The sequence below is a fragment of the Ancylobacter tetraedralis genome (assembly GCF_014195655.1).
GTDB classification, from domain to species: domain Bacteria; phylum Pseudomonadota; class Alphaproteobacteria; order Rhizobiales; family Xanthobacteraceae; genus Ancylobacter; species Ancylobacter tetraedralis.
The window spans coordinates 528,076-546,133 of sequence record NZ_JACICD010000002.1 but is presented as its reverse complement, the minus strand read 5'-3'; the positions used below and the strand labels follow the sequence as shown (position 1 = coordinate 546,133).

Annotated in this window: 18 protein-coding genes; 14 read left to right on the top strand and 4 right to left on the bottom strand. The window is 63.1% G+C overall.

Features of this window, described 5'->3' with window-relative positions; translation table 11 throughout:
* Positions 1-2 precede the first annotated feature (2 nt).
* Together FHS55_RS07885 and FHS55_RS07880 are read left to right on the top strand one after the other, a co-directional pair.
* Positions 3-296: a hypothetical protein gene (locus tag FHS55_RS07885; protein ID WP_183189130.1), complete on the top strand. Its 294-nt coding sequence runs from the start codon at positions 3-5 to the stop codon at positions 294-296.
* A complete protein-coding gene (locus FHS55_RS07880; protein ID WP_183189129.1) occupies positions 271-783 on the top strand; it encodes a hypothetical protein in 513 nt (170 codons plus the stop codon). Before FHS55_RS07885 ends, FHS55_RS07880 begins: the two co-directional genes overlap by 26 nt.
* A 48-nt stretch (positions 784-831) precedes the next feature.
* On the opposite strand, the gene FHS55_RS07875 is transcribed toward FHS55_RS07880, so the two are convergent.
* A complete protein-coding gene (locus FHS55_RS07875; RefSeq protein WP_183189128.1) occupies positions 832-1,836 on the bottom strand; it encodes a P63C domain-containing protein in 1,005 nt (334 codons plus the stop codon).
* A 394-nt stretch (positions 1,837-2,230) separates the two neighbouring features.
* On the opposite strand from FHS55_RS07875, the gene FHS55_RS07865 reads away from it, so the two are divergent.
* From FHS55_RS07865 to FHS55_RS07855, 3 genes are all read left to right on the top strand, one after another.
* Positions 2,231-2,470, top strand: a complete 240-nt coding sequence (locus FHS55_RS07865) for a hypothetical protein (RefSeq protein WP_183189127.1) — start codon at positions 2,231-2,233, stop codon at positions 2,468-2,470.
* Positions 2,457-3,212 (top strand): DUF3102 domain-containing protein, encoded by a 756-nt coding sequence (locus FHS55_RS07860; RefSeq protein WP_183189126.1) that lies wholly within the window; start codon positions 2,457-2,459, stop codon positions 3,210-3,212. Before FHS55_RS07865 ends, FHS55_RS07860 begins: the two co-directional genes overlap by 14 nt.
* Positions 3,213-3,303: 91 nt before the next feature.
* The gene (locus FHS55_RS07855; RefSeq protein ID WP_183189125.1) at positions 3,304-4,260 is read left to right on the top strand and encodes a hypothetical protein; all 957 of its coding nucleotides are present in this window, start codon (positions 3,304-3,306) and stop codon (positions 4,258-4,260) included.
* Between the two features lie 114 nt (positions 4,261-4,374).
* Here FHS55_RS07855 and FHS55_RS23905 read toward each other — a convergent pair whose 3' ends face one another.
* Complete coding sequence (locus FHS55_RS23905) at positions 4,375-4,683, bottom strand: hypothetical protein (protein WP_425485794.1); 309 nt, start codon at positions 4,681-4,683, stop codon at positions 4,375-4,377.
* A gap of 219 nt (positions 4,684-4,902) precedes the next feature.
* Between FHS55_RS23905 and FHS55_RS07845 the strand changes: the two genes are divergently transcribed.
* From FHS55_RS07845 to FHS55_RS07830, 4 genes are read left to right on the top strand one after another with little or no spacing between them, the layout of a single operon-like run.
* A complete protein-coding gene (locus FHS55_RS07845) occupies positions 4,903-5,265 on the top strand; it encodes a winged helix domain-containing protein (protein ID WP_183189123.1) in 363 nt (120 codons plus the stop codon).
* Entirely contained in the window at positions 5,265-5,774 is a 510-nt protein-coding gene (locus FHS55_RS07840; protein ID WP_183189274.1) for a hypothetical protein, read from the top strand. Before FHS55_RS07845 ends, FHS55_RS07840 begins: the two co-directional genes overlap by 1 nt.
* A complete protein-coding gene (locus FHS55_RS07835) occupies positions 5,771-7,198 on the top strand; it encodes an AAA family ATPase (protein WP_183189122.1) in 1,428 nt (475 codons plus the stop codon). The genes FHS55_RS07840 and FHS55_RS07835 overlap by 4 nt, the downstream gene beginning before the upstream one ends.
* A gap of 14 nt (positions 7,199-7,212) precedes the next feature.
* Positions 7,213-8,214 (top strand): winged helix-turn-helix domain-containing protein, encoded by a 1,002-nt coding sequence (locus tag FHS55_RS07830; protein WP_183189121.1) that lies wholly within the window; start codon positions 7,213-7,215, stop codon positions 8,212-8,214.
* Positions 8,215-8,321: 107 nt separating this feature from the next.
* Here FHS55_RS07830 and FHS55_RS07825 read toward each other — a convergent pair whose 3' ends face one another.
* Complete coding sequence (locus FHS55_RS07825; RefSeq protein WP_183189120.1) at positions 8,322-9,245, bottom strand: hypothetical protein; 924 nt, start codon at positions 9,243-9,245, stop codon at positions 8,322-8,324.
* Positions 9,246-9,528: 283 nt separating this feature from the next.
* A complete protein-coding gene (locus tag FHS55_RS07820; protein WP_183189119.1) occupies positions 9,529-10,275 on the bottom strand; it encodes an SOS response-associated peptidase in 747 nt (248 codons plus the stop codon).
* Positions 10,276-10,605: 330 nt separating this feature from the next.
* Here FHS55_RS07820 and FHS55_RS07815 point away from each other — a divergent pair, with 330 nt between their 5' ends.
* The 5 genes from FHS55_RS07815 to FHS55_RS07795 are packed head-to-tail and all read left to right on the top strand — an operon-like array spanning position 10,606 to position 18,043.
* Positions 10,606-10,941, top strand: a complete 336-nt coding sequence (locus tag FHS55_RS07815) for a hypothetical protein (RefSeq protein ID WP_183189118.1) — start codon at positions 10,606-10,608, stop codon at positions 10,939-10,941.
* Between the two features lie 12 nt (positions 10,942-10,953).
* Positions 10,954-11,118 (top strand): hypothetical protein, encoded by a 165-nt coding sequence (locus FHS55_RS07810; RefSeq protein WP_183189117.1) that lies wholly within the window; start codon positions 10,954-10,956, stop codon positions 11,116-11,118.
* Between the two features lie 27 nt (positions 11,119-11,145).
* Complete coding sequence (locus tag FHS55_RS07805) at positions 11,146-13,875, top strand: hypothetical protein (protein WP_183189116.1); 2,730 nt, start codon at positions 11,146-11,148, stop codon at positions 13,873-13,875.
* Positions 13,872-17,402 carry a phage tail tip lysozyme gene (locus FHS55_RS07800; protein ID WP_183189115.1) on the top strand — a complete coding sequence of 1,177 codons (3,531 nt, stop codon included), beginning with the start codon at positions 13,872-13,874 and terminating at the stop codon, positions 17,400-17,402. Before FHS55_RS07805 ends, FHS55_RS07800 begins: the two co-directional genes overlap by 4 nt.
* Positions 17,399-18,043 carry a terminase small subunit gene (locus FHS55_RS07795; protein WP_183189114.1) on the top strand — a complete coding sequence of 215 codons (645 nt, stop codon included), beginning with the start codon at positions 17,399-17,401 and terminating at the stop codon, positions 18,041-18,043. Before FHS55_RS07800 ends, FHS55_RS07795 begins: the two co-directional genes overlap by 4 nt.
* The last annotated feature ends 15 nt before the right edge of the window (positions 18,044-18,058 follow it).

Genomic DNA, 18,058 nt, shown 5'->3' with positions numbered 1-18,058 from the left:
GAGTGACTGACAACAATCCTGCTGATTTTCCGGCGACATTTACGCCAACAATGTTTGCTGACTTGGCGATGAACCACGCTGCCGCCAACGGCGTTCACAAATTCTATCTCGCACGCGTAGATCCATCATTTTCTGATGGGGGCAAGAATAATCTATCACCATGCGTACAGATCGTAATGCCGGAGGCGGGATTTTTGAACCTTGTAGCGTTTTTTAACACGTCTATCGCACAAATGTTGTCGGATGGGCGTATTAAGCAAGAAGATGTCGATGCCACCCGCGACGCATTTAAATAAATTGGCCTTCACCCATTCGCGTTTGACCGTCTACCGGAGCAACTCGTCCGCGGCGGCAGCGATTGCAATAGCGCGCTCGCCGTTCAGAAACACGTGGCCCGCCTCGGTTGCGCTGCCGCGTGGGGCGCCGGGATTCAATCGTATATATAAGCCTACGCCTCCACCTAACCTGTACGACTTTGTCAACGACGAACCGGTAGTGACGCCAGTGTCCGAACCACATCCCCTCTCAGCAGCCGGCATTATATCCGTGTGTATTGTTGCAGTGGGTGGCCTGCTGGCCTTTATCGGCCTTGGATTTCGAGAGGATATCGCTTCCATCCGAAGCGACGCAGCCACCGTGGCTGACGGCTTGGCGTCCTTCAAAACTCAGACCGTCAAGGATTTGGGACAAATCGACAAGTCGATCGGGATGTTGCAAGTTGAGATTAGGGCAACCAACCAGCGCCTCGATACGGTGATCAGCCGCCTACCGCAGCGCCCGTAGCGGGCGGGGATAAGCCTCGGCATCTCCGCGAGCGGCGGTTTTTGTTGATCAGTCCGGTAGCAAATCTGGCTGGCTTCCCTTCTTTGGGAATACCCGTTCAAACAGCCGTTTGAACATTGGCCAGTTATCTGATGCCTGCATCAAAGTGACTACCTTGGTAATCTGGCCCTCTAGGTGGGGGTGTCCAACCTCGTGCGTCAGATACTGATGATGCCTGGCCCGACGACGGCCGGCATCATCCTTTGGGTTCTTCGCCCGCAACTCGTCTAAGATGCCCGGCGGCAACTGCTCATAAACGAGTTGGTTGGTGAACTTCCCAACGACGCCCGGGCGCTTGACCGATGCCGGATTGTACTCCCAGCGATGCAATCGAAACATCTCCTTGTAAAATTCATTGGGGAAGCGCTGTGTCCAAGGGAGAAGTTCGGGCGAGATATAAGCTTCAAGGATCTTATGCAGCGCATCTCGGGCACGGACCTCCTGAAATCCTGTAGCTTCATCAACGAGAGCGACGATACCTACTCGTGCAAGGCCCCGGATAATCATTTCGCACTGCTGGGCAATGCCGAGTTGCTGCTTCTGAAGTTCTCCAGTAGCCCTAGCCGAAAGAACCGCCTCACATAGCTCAACCAGAACCTCAGCCTCATACCCATAGGCTTGGCCTCCAGTTGGCGTAAGGAAGATAATTGGGTTTCGGAATCTCTCCATTAAATCGTTGGAAACAAATGGCTTAATCCGGTTTCCGCTGGCAAAAAGCTCAAAACGATTCACCCCCGCGACCATACTGCCACCTCGGGCCATATTGAGCGCACTCTGCATGCCCGTAGCGGTCAGGACGCGGCGCTCATCATCCAGCACGTAGCAAGGGATCTCCATCTCTCCAATGCGAAGCGGCCGGCTTTCATCGCCATGTTCAGCCTTCGGGAGCTGGTTACGTTCAGCTTTGACCTTTGCCCAACGCGCCTTAGCACCCTCGGATGCGATGGCGCGTCGCTCTTCAGGCGACAACTTGAGGGCGCGAGCTTTGCCGCCCTCGCTCGGAATATCGTTCATTGCGAATCCATTGCTTGCTTTATGCAAGCATCATGCACACACCAAGCTTGCTAGCAAGCATCGGGCGGATTGCACCTGCGCGACGTAAGCCCGGAACACGACCCCGTTCGTGGCGCAGTCGTAGACAAAGAGCGCGGTCATACCCGCGAGGCGGAATGCGTCCGCGAACGTCGTGGTCTTCCAATGCCCGGTGCAGCGCGCCGATTCCAGCGTCTCGCATATTGTGCCAGGGATTGCTCGGCGAGAGCCTTCAGAAAACCGCCGCGGCCATTGACTCACATCCAGTTGATTCATCTTCTAGACGTCACAATGGGGACAGTCGCGTTCCCCTCTTGTTCTGCAACCGCGCGTCGGTCATGATTCTGCGAATGGCTCGCAGAATAGGGCGTTGCACATGGTCGACAAGGTGCGTGAGAACCGTCTACGCCGAAAAGCGCAGCGGCAGGGATTGAGGCTTGAGAAATCGCGGAGGCGCGATCCGGACGCGCTCGATCACGGCGGATGGATGCTGATCGACATCGCGTCGAACGCCATCGTGTTCGGCTCCGGCGCCGCCCCTTACCGGGCCGACCTCGATGCCGTCGAAGCCTATCTCACCGGCGGGCGGCGGGAGGTGGCTCATGCAGCAGGCTGAACTTATCTCTCCAGCTCGCCCTGTCGCCGAGACTGTTCCTGTCCAGCCCTTCGACTATGCGGCCCTGACGCCAGCGGACGCGACCAAGCTGCGCGAGGTCGTGACTGCAATCCGGTGCTACCAGAAGAAGGTCGGCCAGCAGATCATCGCTATCGGGGAATTGCTGCTGGCCGCCAAGCAGGGGCTGGGGCATGGCCACTTCGGCGACTGGCTGGCGGCCGAATTCGGTTGGGGTGAGCGCACCGCGCAGAATTACATGCGCGCCGCCGAGGTATTCGCCTCGAAATCCGCAAGCGTTTCGTATTTGCCGCCCACGACAATTTACCAGCTCGCCTCACCGTCGACGCCGGAACCGGTCCGTGCAGCGGTGGTCGAGCGGCTGGAACAGGGCGAACGTCTCTCCCACGACGAGATCAAGAGCATCGTCAGGCACGGGAAGGCAGCAGAACGGCGGGCCCGAGAAGATGCCAAGCGGACGCCCGAGCAGCGTCGGCGGCGGCAACAGGTTGAAGCACGGCGGCAGCGCCAGCTGGAGCGACACCGGCAGGAGCGGGAAGCCGAGCTGAACCAGGAGGCGGCCGCGCGAAAAGACGCCGCACGTCTCATTGTTCAGCACGTGGGTGACGACACTGAACGGCTGGTCGAACTGCTCAAGATCTGCCGCGGCATTTACGCGGCTGATCTTGCGGCCGTCAGGGCGCCCGGCCTCGTTGACAGAAGAATTGACGGCCTCAGGGCTTGACGAGTTCGCGGGGATAGGCCGACGGGCCGACAAGCCGAGACGCACCGCTCGGTTTCCCTGCGTCCCCCACGGTGCTTGCCGGGTGCATGCGATGAGCTTTCAATTCTGGAATAACCGGGCCGCATGGCCCCTTGATCCCAAGGGCCTGACCTTTCTCGGCCGTGCCGTTTGCGAGCTTGGCCGCGTGCGGCACCGCGACGACTGGAGCGACCTCGCCCCCGGTATCGAACCGCCTGCCATGCCGTGGCTGGACGAGGCCGCCAACACGGACCTGTCAGCACCTGCAGCCTTGGAAACTCTGCTCGACCAAGCGCGGGAAAGGATGCCTCCGCCACTTTCGGAGCGGGACACGTACCAGAGGCGGCAGGCGCAGGCTGTGTTTCGTGAGCTTCGCGACCTGGCCGTGGAAGGGCGCCTGCGCACCTTCGCCATATCGTCGCGAACCGGCGCGCGCAGAGAGCTGGACTCGGGCTTTTGGGCGGTGACGCAGCCGGAGGTCGTGTTCTCGGAATGCCGGATCGACGATGACGATAGCGACGCCGAGCGTATCTTCGTCGATGACATGCAGTTACAGCGACATTTACGCACCGACATGGTGCAGGCGATGCATGACGCTATCCGCGATGGGGAGGAAGCCGCGGCAATTGAGCGGGATCGAGTTGCAGCGGAAATTGAAAATGCGCAGGTTGATGAAGCGGCACGAAATGCTGCGCTCGGAACGTGGCCTGCCTCGCTGGCGGGGAGTGACGGCGACCCTACGCAGGCTCACGCCGGCTCGGGCGAAAGCGGCGATGATGTTCAATCCCACGCTACCGGTCGATCGAATGCGCCAATTGTACCTTCTGTAGGAGCGCCCCGTGGGGGCAGATATGAAGACATTCCGCTCTTCTTAGAAATGGCAGGTCTCATCGACGGAGGGATGAAGATCCTGCCAGCGGCAAAGGCCGTGGTCGCCAAGTCCGAAGGTGGAGGAAATGAAGATAGTCGGATAGATCGATTGAGGCGGGGATACTCACGGTGGGCTAAGCAACAAGGCCCTAAACGGTAGCGTGAGAACGACGCTGCCAATTCAACTACCAATATTTTTCCAATACTTATACCAAGACGATCGCAGGATCGTTCTCTATTTTCTCAGCAACGGCGACAAACGCCGGACGTTTTATCAACGTTTTGTTGCTGAGGAAAAGAAATGCGGAAGCTTCCGGACCGTATCGAAGCCGAGGCCCTCGCTTATGATGTAAGCGACGCCATGCGCGTCATGGGGATCGGCCGTAATAAGATCTACGACGAAATTGCCGCCGGGCGCCTTGATGCCCGGAAAGTCGGTCGCCGGACCGTTATCACCCGCGCCGCCATTGAAACGTGGCTCGGTAGCCTGCCGCGCTTCCAGAACAGTGCTGCGTAAAACGCGAAAACCCGACGCTGTGCCGGCGTCGGGCTTCCTGAAGCGTTCGAAATCCCATCCGACCAAGGATAGATCTCTCGTGACCTATATAGCTGAAGCCCGCATTCCGGGCAACGAATTTCACAACCTCGTCGGCCTGCCTCTCTTCGATTGGCACCCGCCGGCAACGCCCTCCAGCCCCTCGCCTCGCACTTGTCGAGCCGCTCGCATTGCCGACCGTACGGGCCTCCCCATCGGTGTCGTGCTGGCGCATTTCGAGGCTGCCGGCCTCGGGGAGGCACGCTGATGCGCGGCGCCAAGGCACTTTACGTTCAGGCCCGCGTCGGCGGCGAAGGCGGCGGCGAGCGCACCTTCGTCGGCCGGATGGCATGGGCGCTCGTCCAGCTGGTGCAGGCCGGCGATCGGGGCATCACCCCGATTACGCATCCCGCGCCGAGGACCTCGCACTATATCTTGAGGCTTCGGCAGGAAGGCCTTGCAATCGAGACGATCGAGGAGCCGCATTCCGGCGCGTTCTCCGGCCACCACGCCCGCTACGTGCTGCGCACCGCGGTGACGATCCTCGCGCAAGGTGGCGTAATGGCCCCGCCCTCGGCACCGCTGCCGGCCGGTGCGGCCCTTCCCTACGTTCGGGGAGGCGCGCGTTGATGGACATCGAGCGCTTCCCCTTTATCGAGTTCCGCCAATTCGACTGGCTGCGACGCGCGGGGGTGGACACCACCGTCATCACCCGCCGGATGCCGATCCGCCTCGCCCATGGCACCGTCGCGGGCGATGGTCGCTTCGATGTCGATCCTGAAGGCCGAGGCTTCCTTGCCTTTTCCGAGGGCGACGACGCCGTGTTCTGGTGCCCGGCGACCGGGCAGACGGCAACCTGGAGCGGCATCGCCTTCGCTCTCGGGGAAGCGGCCATTCTCGCCCCCGAGACTTTTGCGTTCGACGGCCACCTGAACGTCTACGCCACGCCCTTGGAATGGCTGCTGAGCGGCTGCGATGGATGCGTGGTACTCGACTGGCCTCGCGCCTTCGACCGCCTCCGGGACTGCCCCCGCATCGCCATCTCGGAAAGCCTCCTGTTCCTCTATAGGCGCCACATGAAGCCGGCTCGATTGCCCGAGCTGTCTGTTCTGGTGGTCAGAAAGGCGGTGTCCGCGTGAACCGTTTCGAGCCTATACCGTTCGAAGATTACCAGCGCGGAATGGGAAACGGCGGGAAGCCGAAGGCCTCCTTCGCTCGCACCAGCACCACCACAATCATGAAGATCAACTTCGCGCCGATTCGCTGGACGGTGGACGGCTACGTGTCGGAGGGCTTTTCCGTGCTCGCCGGCCGCCAGAAGCTCGGCAAGACGTGGCTCGCCATCGACTGGGCACTGGCGGTCGCGACCGGCGGTGCAGCTATGGGCGGCATCGCCTGCGATCCGGGCGATGTTCTTTACATCGACCTGGAGAACGGGCCGCGGCGTATCCAGCGCCGGATCGACACCCTGTACCCCCATGGCGTCGTGCGCCCGGATCTCTCGCGCCTTGAATGGGTGACGGACGCCCCGGCGCTGGATCGTGGCTTCATCGACGCGCTGGAAGACTGGCGCCAGAGCGTTCCCGACCCCCGGCTGGTCGTGATCGACGTGCTTCAGCGGATCAAACCCGCCGGCTCGGCAAGCCGGACGGCCTACGAGAACGATTATTCCATCTGGTCCCCGCTGCAGAAATGGGCGACCGAGCACGGCATCGCCGTCGTCGGCCTTCACCACACGAAGAAGGGCGGCGCCGACGATCCCTTGGAGAGCCTGTCCGGCTCCAACGGCCTCTCCGCCTGCGCGGACACGACGCTGGTGCTGGACATGAAGGGCGGCGAGCGCACGCTCTACGTACGTGGACGCGACATCGAGGAGAAGGAGACCGCGCTGTCCTTCGACGGTGGACTGTGGAGCATCAAGGGCGATGCGGCCAAGGTCCGGATGACCGGCGAGCGCGCTGCAATCCTCGACGCTCTGGCGGGCAGCGCGGAGTCCATGTCACCCGGCGATATTGCCGACGCGACGCGGATGCCGAGCCAGAATGTTCGGCAGTTGCTCGTGAGCATGGTGAAGGCGGGTGAGGTCGTTAAGGCCGCTCGTGGGCGCTACCTGCATCCCCACCCGCATGCAAACGCCGATCACATCGATCACAACATCACAACGGACGAAAATGATAGCAATCTCAATATCTTAGCTTGTGATCCCGTTTGTGATCGACCCGCCGTTGTGATTGACCCGCCACCTGTCGATCACAAGCGGACGGCCGAAAAGCTCAATGATATCAATGAGTGCGATCCCGTTGTGATCGATGTGATCGATGTGATGGCCCCCAAAGCCGATCACAACGGGGAGGCGGCAAAGGCAGCCGGATCGCCTAACGCGGCCAGCCGCAAACACGGCGCATCGCTGCTGGAATGGTTCGCCAAGCCCGCAGGCATGTCGGTGGATCCCAGGAGTGACGGCTATATGTTGATGCGCGGCGAGGAGCCCGTGCGGTTCGTGTCGACAGTCGCCGAGGGTCGCAAATGGATCCGGCGAGGCGGCGCAGCGGTCGGATTATGAGCGCCACGAGCCCCTTGAAACTGGACACTGAGAAGTTCCGGAAAGTCCACGCCCTCATGACCGGCGGCGTGACTGAGGGCGAGCGTGCGGCGGCTCGGGCGCGCGCAGCGACCATGGCGAAGCGCGCCGGCATGACGCTCGATGAGGCCGTGTCCGGAACGGACGCGACGCCATCGACAGGTGTCCCGCAAGGCGTCCGCGACATCTTCGCCGGTTTCGCCGATTTCATGGAGAAGAAGGAGCCCGGTTACAAGGCGCGCGAAGCCGCCAAGCGCGCAGCGCGGGACGCTCGCGACGATACTCGGCGCGCCGAGGTGCTGGCGCGCTATGGCACCGAGGCCGCTCTGTTTGCCCGGAACGAGTTCGAGGCCGCGCTCGATCGCGCCATCGCCCCGCTGGCGACATGGGCGTACTGGACCGATACGGACGGCGTCGAGCACCGCCACGCCGACACACTCGAAGGCAAGCGCCCGATTTGCGGCTTATGGCGCCACGACGATGTAACTCCCGCAATCCGCGATGCTGTCGCGCGCGCATATCCGTGGCCGTCCACTTTGGACAGCGCCCTGCGCGAGGTGCAGGCTTGGGATCGGCTGCGCTGGGACCGCGGGCTGTTTTGCGATGCGAGGGAATGGAACCACTACGCCGAGGCCAAATGCCGTATCGCGCTGCTGGAGCATGAGCTTGAGGCAGGGCGTCCGGCCGCCTCATGGCAGGACGTGCAGGCGCGCTTGGCCTGGAAGCGCTATGAGTTCGAACGGCAATGGATCGAGCCGACCAAGCGTGATGATCCGTTCCTCGATCGGCTGGAGGCAGACGTCGCCGCCCTGAGCGCCGTCTCCGCTGCCCAAAATGGACAGGCGCTCCAGCCGCATCATCGCAACACGGCTGACAAGCGCCGCGACGTACTGTCGATGTTGGACAGCTATCCCGAGATGAGCGACCGGGAGATTGCGCGCCGCTGTGGCGTGAGCCCGACGACCGTGGGGAAGTTGCGGCGGATGCTAGAGAGTTAACGCGCATGCTTGGCATTTTCGGCAATGCGAACATGCTGACGTCAGCGTGCCGGACCACGGACCCGCCCTAGGCGGAGAAATGCGAACGCGGCGTCAATAGCGCGATGCTAGCGCTTCGATAGGAGGGCCAGAAAGATCAGCGCCAGCAGCGCCACGATAAGCCATGCAGCCTTTCGCAAGGAAGCGATTGCTTGCAAAGCTACGGGGTCTGGGGCCGACTCGACGCTCGGAGCGAGTGCCGCCACGGCGGTCCCGCCATCGTCGCCGGACTCGTCGTCGGCCTCGCCAACTCGCTTCACAAGTTCTAGTCGCCGGCTAAGGTATAGATTGGCCTCGCCGACCGCTCCCAGCCGGGGTAGATCAAAGTCGAGCCCCAACGGCAATTGGATCGCATGCTCCTCCCCCCGCGTCAGAACCTTCACGCTGCGCGTCGAAATTGACGGACTCCAATCGGAATAGAAGCCATCGACCCACCGAACGCTGAACACCATTTCATCTACTGCCCTACTAGCAATCGAAAATTCATATCGCGCGAATGTCTCTTTTTTTACGAAAAGAGAAAATACTATACAATCTTCAACCGTATCCTCTCGAAAGTCGACTTCAGTCGTATAAGAAACAGAGCCCCAAGCGACACACCTCTCTGGTTCGGCTTCATTGCTCAATTGCTCTATATCCAACTGGAATTTCTTGATAGGTCGCTCCGTCCCAAACATCGAAAAGCTAGTATGGCGGTGGAAGTTTCCTTCATCATAAGGGTGGCCTGGTCGCAACTGAATGCGAAGGATCCGTCGCTGCGCGACCTCGGCAGTTGCAGAGTAGCCTTCATCCTCCTGCCATTTTTGCTTAATTTCGATCTCATCACGAAACACGCATAACGATGCCGAAAAATGCAGCCCCCAATTCCAAGGAATTTGATCGGTACCGATCACCTTTCCATCAGCGTCGACTTCGTTGATGGCCCAGCTATACAGGCCACCGTAGTCCGGCTGCGTGTGAAATCGTAACCTCCGCTCGATATGAAAGTGCACTGCCTACCCCTCCGCTATCTCCTGAAGCTACCGACCAACAGCGCGCACAACAAACGCAAGGATTTCGCCGTTTAGTAATAAGACCATTTCTGAGAGGAAATACTGAGGTGGGTGGACAGGAGATAGCGCGCCGATACCGCGTAGGTCCGACCACGGTCGGGACGCTACGGCGGTATAGGAGCCGCGGTCAGATCAGCTGATTGCGCCCGAAACCGCCATAGCCAGCGCCCGGAGCGCATGACGGGATAGGAGAACATCGACGATCTGGAGCCAATCCCACGCTTCAGAACAGGTCCGCCTGCGGCGACTCCGGTGGCGGATCCTCTTTCGCCCCACGCGCCACAATCATGAGCGCCCCGTCCACCAGCGGCCGCTGCAAGGCCTTGGCCTCGCTCCATGGCGCGCGCAGCCACACCTCGCGCTCCTCCGCTGTGGTGAGGATTACCGGCATGGCCTTGGGGTGGATCGGCGCCACGACCGCGTTTGGCTCGGTCGTGAGGAAGCCGAACAGGTCGATGGTCTCAACACCGGTCTTGATCTTCCGAACGGAGGCCCATTGCGGCGCCCATATCCCGGCGAAGAAGGTCAGCGGCCGATCCTCGGACCGCGCGAACCACACGTCGCCGCCATGTGCTTTGCTGTGCTCGCTGAAGCTGGTGAACGGCACGAGGCACCGGTTTTCCGGCCCCAGCCAGCGCTGCCAGTGGCGAGAGCCGACATTGCGGATGTTGGTCGTGCCACTGTCGGGCTCCAGCCGAAGCAGTTCCTTGAAATCAACCGTCTGGCCCTTGGCCTCCAGCCGCGCCGCGCGCTTCCGGGCCGCCTCAAACAGAGCCGCCGATGAGGACGGCATGCCCCAGCGAACCATGGCGAGCTCGCGGTCCCCGCTGGCACCTGTCCGCACAATGGGTGCCGGGTAGTCCGGGAATATGCCGGGCTGGGGCGCCAGGTTGCCCGCTAGGTTGCGCAGCGAGCCGACAAGGTCGGCGATGGCCTGCACGTTGGAGCGGTGGCTGTAAAGGTTGCACATCGCTGGAGCCTAGACACGGCTATGCGCGGTGCTCAAGCCTGCGGCGAGAGATTGCAGATCGGCCCACAGAGCGGGCTCTTCATTGTTGCCAATTGCAGCGCCACCCTCCTCCGGCGATTCATCCTTCTCCATGTCAGCACCGCTATCGACCTCGCCGAGCAATAGGCACCCGACCGTTCGAATTTAACGAAATACACTCAAGATATAACAATCTAAAATCTACATAAACATCGGAAAATACAAGCAATCGTAAGTAAACAATTAGTCAATAATTTGCACGTTTATGCCTGAGCGTGTTACATTACATCGATTCACTTCTTGGATCGTTGAGTGTCGTTCGAGGTTATCATTATGTCGAGTGAGAAAGAGGTCCGGCGAACATGCATCGCCGCTGCTGCCAATCTGGCCGGCAGTGCCGAAGAGCTGTTGCTGCTCGCTCTCAGTTTCGAGGCCTATGCTCATTACGGCTACCGCACCGGCATCGACGTCCTCAAGGGCGGTCCGGACGTGGTCTTCGGGCCGAAGAGCGCGGCGCCGGAGCCCGCAGCTTCAGCCGCCTCGCCGGACGACATTTCGGACCTCGTCGCTCCCGGTCCGGAGGCGGAAGGCAGCGATGATGAAGCCCTGACCGGCGCGGAGCCTTCTCCTCTCGTGGTCCATCACTGAGGCCCCCCCGCGATGAAGAAAGACGCCTACATCAACGTGCGCGTGACGGCGCATCTGCACGCCGCAGTCGAGCAGGCCGCGGCGCGAGAAAACGTCCCCTTAAGCCACGTCATCCGTAAGGCGTTGGCGCAGGCCGTTGAAGACGATCGAAGCCGCCCCGCGCTGGGGCTCAATTGACGCAAGCCCAGCCGAGGAGTTTCGACTTTGGGTAGCTCCACCACCAAGGCAATCAGCAAGGCCGATCCGGTCGCGCTGCCCTATTATGCGCAACTGCTGCAGCAGACCAAGGATCTCGGCAATACGCCGTATCAGCCCTATACCGGCCAGCAGGTCGCCGGGTTCACGGGCGACCAGACCGCCGCCTTCGACGCGATCCGCAATTCGCAGGGCATCTGGCAGCCCTATCTTGACCAGGCCGGAACCTATGCCCAGCAGGCGGCGCAGGCCGGGGCACAGGGCACGGCAGGGCAGCTTGAGGCGTTCAATCAGGACAATCTGCAGAAATACCTGAACCCTTACACGCAGAACGTCGTCGACTCGACGCTGGCGAATGTCCGCAAGAACAACGCGACACAGCAGAACGACCTGATCGGCCGGGCGATTTCCTCCGGCTCCTCGCCGTTCGGCGGGGATCGTGCCGGGCTGGCCTCGGCGGAGCTGGCCCGCAATCAGGATATGACGACGAACCAGACGCTATCTGACCTCCAGAGCAGCGCGTTCAATTCGGCGGTGGGGCAGTTCAACACGCAGAACGCGGCGCAGCAGCAGGCATTGCAGGCCGACCGGTCGGCCGCCATGTCCGGCTACGGCACCGCGTCGCAGCTGTATAGCGGGCTCGGCTCGCAGGCGCAGAACGCCAACTATCAGGACATCAACGCGCTTCTGTCCTCGGGCGGCCTGCAGCAGCAGAACCAGCAGCAGCAGCTGGATGCGCAATACCAGAACTGGCAGAACCAGCAGGCCGCGCCCTATAACCAGCTTTCGTGGCTGTCGGGCATGTATGGCCAGATACTGCCAAACTTCGGGCAGCAGAATATTCAGAAGGGCAGCGGCGTGAGCACCGCGGGGCAGATCCTCGGCGGGGCGACGAGCATTCTTGGGCTGGTGCCCAAGTTCATGAGTGAGGGCGGGATTGTCGGACACGCGGATGACGCGGATGACGACGATTCTCGTTACATGGCTTCCGGCGGCATCGTCGCCTCCGCGCCTTCGAGCGGCATCGCCTCAAGCCGCTTCGACCCGACCACCTTCAATGCTCTCGGCATCAACATGCCGCAGCCCGGCGGTGGGCGCGTTCCTTCGGCGCCGAGCGGGGGCCAGCCACGCGATAGTGGGATCAATGCCAAGTCGGTCTCCAGCTTCGCAGATGCTTTGGAGGGTGCCATCGGCAGCTTGGCCCCCTCCGGCGGCAACGTGCCGGGCTATTTCGGCAATACGGGTTACGTGAACAATCTGGCATATGGCGGGCCCCGCGCGCGCGGCGGCATTGTCGGTTATGCCGATGGTGGCGGCATCGTGGGCGAGCAGACCATCAACGGGATGGTGGTGGAGCCGGAAGATCTGGACGGCAAGACCCCGCTCCTCATCCGCCCGGCGGAAGAATATGAGGTTGAGCCCATCGGGATGGGGCGCCCGAATCCGCTCGGCTCGCCCCGCCGGGAACCGGATGGGAGCAACTACGGCGCTGTAAGGGGGCTCGAGGCGGCGATCCGCGCGGCGATGGACCGCATGCCATCCAAATCCTATGCGGATGGCGGCGGTGTTTATGACACGGACGAAGACCCCGCCGATGCCCCGTGGCTGGAGGAGGCCGCGACAGAGGCGCCGATGGTGCCCGCGCAGGGGATAGGCGCCACGCCCGCCGCCAGCGGCATCGCGGCGGCGCCGCAGTCCACACAGGGCGCCCCTCAGTTCCTAGGCGGCATCCTGGGCAAGCCGGGTGAAATCAACCTGCCGCTGCTCTCCGCCGGCATCGCTATGCTGACCTCGCGCCGGCCCGATCTTGGCGGCGTTATCGGCGAAGGGCTCGGCGCGGGACTGGAAGCCTATCAGGCGCCCAAGCTTCGCGCCGCGCAGCTCGACGCGCACCCCAAGGTGTTGAGCGACGGGCCGACGATCCGCGTTCTTTACCCCTCTGACGGGCGTATCGTCGATACCGGCATTCCCAACGCCCGATGGACCGCCGCGCAGAGCATGGCGGAGGCGCGCAAGGCCAAGCCGCCCGCGGTCATTGAAACCTATGACGCTGAAACGGGGCAGCCGCAAAAGTCGCAATGGAACGCCGAAACGCGCAGTTGGGATACCGTCGGCGGGGTAAAGACGCTGCCCAAGAAGCCGCCGTCTGCCGCCGTGCAGGCCGCAGAAGCCGGCGACCTTGAGGATATCCAGTCGATCAACACCATCACGGGGGAGCTTGAGCGCTTCAAGGGCCTGATCGACGACAAGAAGCTGGATCTCGGCCTGTTCAGCAATCTGTGGTCCGGCGCGAAGAATACGATGGGCATGAGCGATGAGCAGTCGCGCAATTACGCCTCGTTCCGGGCGACGCTGGAAAAGCTTCGCAATGACAGCCTGCGCCTGAATAAGGGGGTGCAGACCGAAGGCGATGCGCAGCGCGCCTGGAACGAACTGGTCGCCAGCATCAACGATCCCGAGGTCGTGAAGCAGCGCATCGACGAAATCAACCGCCTCAACAAGAAGGCGGCGGCGTTCAAGCAGGCCCAGGTCGAGGAGCGCCGCGACGTGAACCAGCTTCCCCCGCTCGACACGGGGAAGATGTTCGGCGGCCCTTCGACATCCGGCAGTGCATCGCCTGCGGCGACTGACGGTCTTCCGGTTCTGTCGCCCGAAGAAGCAAGGAAGCTGCCACCGGGAAGCCGCTTTCGCCGACAAGACGGCAAGATCGGCATTGTCGGCGGGGGTAGTGCGCAATGACGCCGCAAGAACAGGACGCCTTCACCCGCCTTGTCGATCTCGGCTGGTCGCCCGTCGCGGCGGCCGGCATCGTCGGCAATCTCCGGCAGGAATCCGGCCTAAACCCAAACGCGTCGCACGATCAGGGCACGGGCTATGGCATCGCCGGCTGGCGCGACCCGCAGCCCGGGGCTGGGCGCTGGACAAACCTGCGCAGTTTCGCGGCGGAACGCGGGCTGCCGGTGTCCGATATGGACACGCAATTGCAGTTCCTCGACCACGAGCTGCGCACCTCGGAAAAGTCGGTTGGTGCGCGGCTGAAAGCGGCGGCGGACCCGACGCGCGCGGCGGCGACCTTCCTTGACTACGAGCGCCCCGGCGGCTGGCAGCGCGGCAACCCCACGGGAGCCAACGGCTATGATAACCGCGTCGCTGCGGCCCAGCGCCTTTATCAGGCCTATGGTGGGGCGCAACCGAGACCATTGCGCGCTCCGCTGAACGGCGGGACGGTGGAGGCATCGGCGCTCCCCCTCGTGACGGATACGCCCGATATCGACACGAATGCGCAGCAGACGGCGGGGCAGGAAGACCCCTATGCGGCCTTCTCCACGATTGCCGATGAGGCGTCCGCCGGTGATCCCTATGCGGCCTTCTCCACCATCGAGGGCGATGCGCCCGCCACTTTCCCCAAAAGGGACGGCCTGTTCCTCAACACCACGGCCGGCTTGAACGACGCGATCTATTCGACCGCCGGTGCGCCGGTCGACGCAACCACATGGGCGCTGAACAAGGGCATCGGCGGGATCAACTATCTGACCGGTGCGGACATCCCGCAGATCACCGATCCGGTCGGCGGCTCGCGTTCCATCGCCAAGGCGTTCGGCTCTGTCGGAGTTCCGGACCCGGAAAGCGTTCGGGCCACGACGCCGGGCGAGAAGGTGGCGCGCGCGGCAGGCGCGGGGGCCGGCTACATGGTCGCGCCGGAATTGGCTGTGCGCGGTCTTGCTCAGGGGGTTGGGCGCGCCGTCAGCCCTCTTGTCGATTCCCTGATCGGCTCCTCCCGTTCTGCCGGCGATGTCGCGGCCAACACCATCATCGGGGCGTCGGGTGGCGCCGCGGGCGAGAAGGCCGCGCAGGCCGTTCCCGAGCCCTATCGCCCCCTAGCGGAACTCGGCGGCAATCTCATTGGCGGCGGCGTTGGTGCGTTGGCAACGGGGATTCCTCGCACTGCCGCCACGGCGGCACGCGCCGGTCGCGACTATGTCGCCCCGCTCACGGCGGGTGGCCGCGAACGCCTTGCGGCTGACACGCTGACTGATGCCGCCACCAGCCCCGCCGCGCTGCGCGATGCTCTGGAGCAGGGGCCGGGCGAACTTGTCCCGGGATCGAAGCCGACCACGTTCCAGCTCACCGGCGATATGGGAATCGGCGGCCTGGAGCGCGTCGCCGAGACCCGGCGTGCCGAGCCGTTCAACCAGCGCCGGGCGGAACAGAACCAGGCCCGCGTCTCCGCGCTGGAGAATGTGCAGCCCTCAGGTTCACCGGACGCCGTGGTGAAGGCCCTGCGCCAGAATCTTGCCGGTCTCGACGCCGAGACCACGCGGGCCATCGAGGCGGCACGCTCGCAGGCGCGAGAACGCGTGGGAGCGCTTGGCGGGGAAGGAACACCCGAAGGCTACGGCGCGACGCTCCGCCAGAGCCTCGACGACACGCATGCCCAGGCCAAGGCCCGCGAAAGCGCGCTGTGGGAGGCGGTCGACCCCGGCCGCAAGCTGGTGCTCGACGCTTCTCCGATCCGCGCACAGGCGAGTCGCCTCGTCTCCGACATGCCGATATCCGCAAAGCCCTTCGAGGGGGAAGAGCGCGACATCCTCGACACGGTGGCGAACTACAACACCGCCGTGCCGTTCCGCGAGGTCGCCGCGCTGCGCACCCGCGTGAACACCGCCATGAGCGAGGAGCTATCGCAGCGGGGCCGCACTCCGGTATATGCTAGGCTCTCGCAGTTGCGCGGAGCCATCGAACGGTCGATCGAGGAGACCGTCGCCGGCAAGGCGCAGCAGGAAGCGCAGGCCGTGGCGTCGGGGGCGATGCGCCCCGAGGATACGATGCTGGCGCAGTGGGAATCCGCCATAAGCGCGGGAAAGGAACGCTGGCTTGCAGATCGAGCCGGGGGAATTGGGCAAGAGGCTGTCGGCTCTGGTAGAGGATCTACCGCAGCCGGAGCGAGCCCTTTTCCTCGCGCATCTCGAAACCAAGGCCAGAGCGGAGGCGGATTTAATGACGCTGCGCGCGCTCAAGGAACTCCGAGCAGCCTCACCCCCAACTTCGACCAAGCCGCCCGAGACCGACTGACAGCGGCGACGAGCGCCACGAAGCAGCGCGCGCGGACCTATGAACAGGGCGCGGTCGGTGAGGTGTTGCGCCGCGCCGGCACGCAGGACGTGTTCCGCCTCCCGCTCTCCGAAGTCGGCCGCAAGTTCTTCCGCGCCGGAAGCCGCGGCTATGAGAATGTTCAGGCGCTGCGAAAAGCCGCCGCCTCTCCCGAGGTGAACAACAGCATCCGTGACTATGCCGTCATGACCCTTCGGCGCGCCGCCGAGCTGCCGGACGGCACGCTGGACCCGGCGAAGGTCACGGCCTGGCGGCAGCGTTATCGCGACGCCCTGCGCGCCTTCCCCGAAATTGACGGCATGTTGAAAGGTCCGGTCGAAGCCTCGGAAGCCGTCACCCGGCTCATGGCGGCGAAGAAGCAGGCCATGGAGGAATTCCAAGCCGGCAAAGTGCGCCAGCTTATCGGCGTCGACAACGCCGACGATGCCGTTCGTGCCATCGGGGGCATATTCTCCTCGTCCAATCCGGTGCAGATCATGCGCCAGCTTGCGAAGGAGGCCGCTAGGGATCCCGAGGCCCGCGCCGGGTTGCGCAAGGCGGTGGCGGATTTCATGCTGCAGCGGATGAAGTCCAACACCGAGGCCGCAACCTCGGGAACCACGCTGCTCCGGTCCGACCAGTTCCAAACCTTCATGAAACAGGCAGAGCCAGCGCTGCGCTCAATCTTCAGCCCTGCCGAGACTTCCAGCATGAAGGCCATCGCGGACGACCTCCAGAGGTCCGCCCGTTCCGTCAATGCCGTGAAGCTGCCGGGACGCTCCAATTCGCCGCAGGATATCGTGGCCCAGATGCGTGCATCCAATCAGCCCGAATCACTGCTGGCGCGCATCCTGACAAGCGGGGCCTCGCTCGGCGCTGGAGCGATTGCCACGGGGAGCGGCTGGGGAGCCTTGGCCGGTGTCGCCGGCGCCGAACTCATCGGCGCCCTCCGCCGCGCCGGTATAACCAAGGTGGACGACCTCGTGACCGATGCCCTGCTTAATCCGGATCGTGCCCGCGCGCTGCTGGCGAAATATCCCGGCACGCTCTCCAAGGGACAACGCACGGCCCTCATTCAGCGCTATCGGCGATCCTGGCCGGTTGCCGCCACGATGTCGGCCGGGGCCGGCGATGAGAAGGCAGAACCGCAACCGTTGCGGATATCCGTGCCATGAGCGAACTGACGCCCAAGCAGCAGCGCTTTGTCGACGAGTACCTTGTCGATCTCAATGCTACGCAGGCCGCGATCCGCGCCGGATACAGCCTGCGAACAGCGAATGAACAGGGCTCGCGCCTGTTAGCCAAAGCTAGCGTGAAGGCCGCCGTCCAGGCGAAGCAGAACCTGCTCGCTGCGAAGATGGACGTGACGCAGGAACGGATCGTCGACGAACTGGCGAAAATCGGCTTCGCCAACATGCAGGACTATATGCGCGCCAATGCCGAGGGCGATCCGTATCTGGATTTCTCCGGCCTCACCCGTGAGCAGGCCGCAGCCCTGGCGGAGGTCACGGTCGAGGATTTCAAGGATGGCCGCGGAGAGACGGCGCGTGACGTTCGCCGTGTGAAATTCAAGCTGCATGACAAGCGCGCCGCGCTGGTCGACCTCGGGAGGCATCTTGGCATGTTCAAGGAGCGCATAGAGCATACCGGGGCGAATGGCGGCCCGATCCGCACGGAGAGCCGCGCCGACTTCAGTTGGATGGCCCAGCTGACGCGCGATGAACGAGATACCCTGCGGGTCATTCTCACACGGGCAGCTGCAGCTCAGGCCGCCAGCGCCGGGACAGCGTCAAATCCGAAGGGTGGCGCCGGATAATCCGGGGGACGTAAG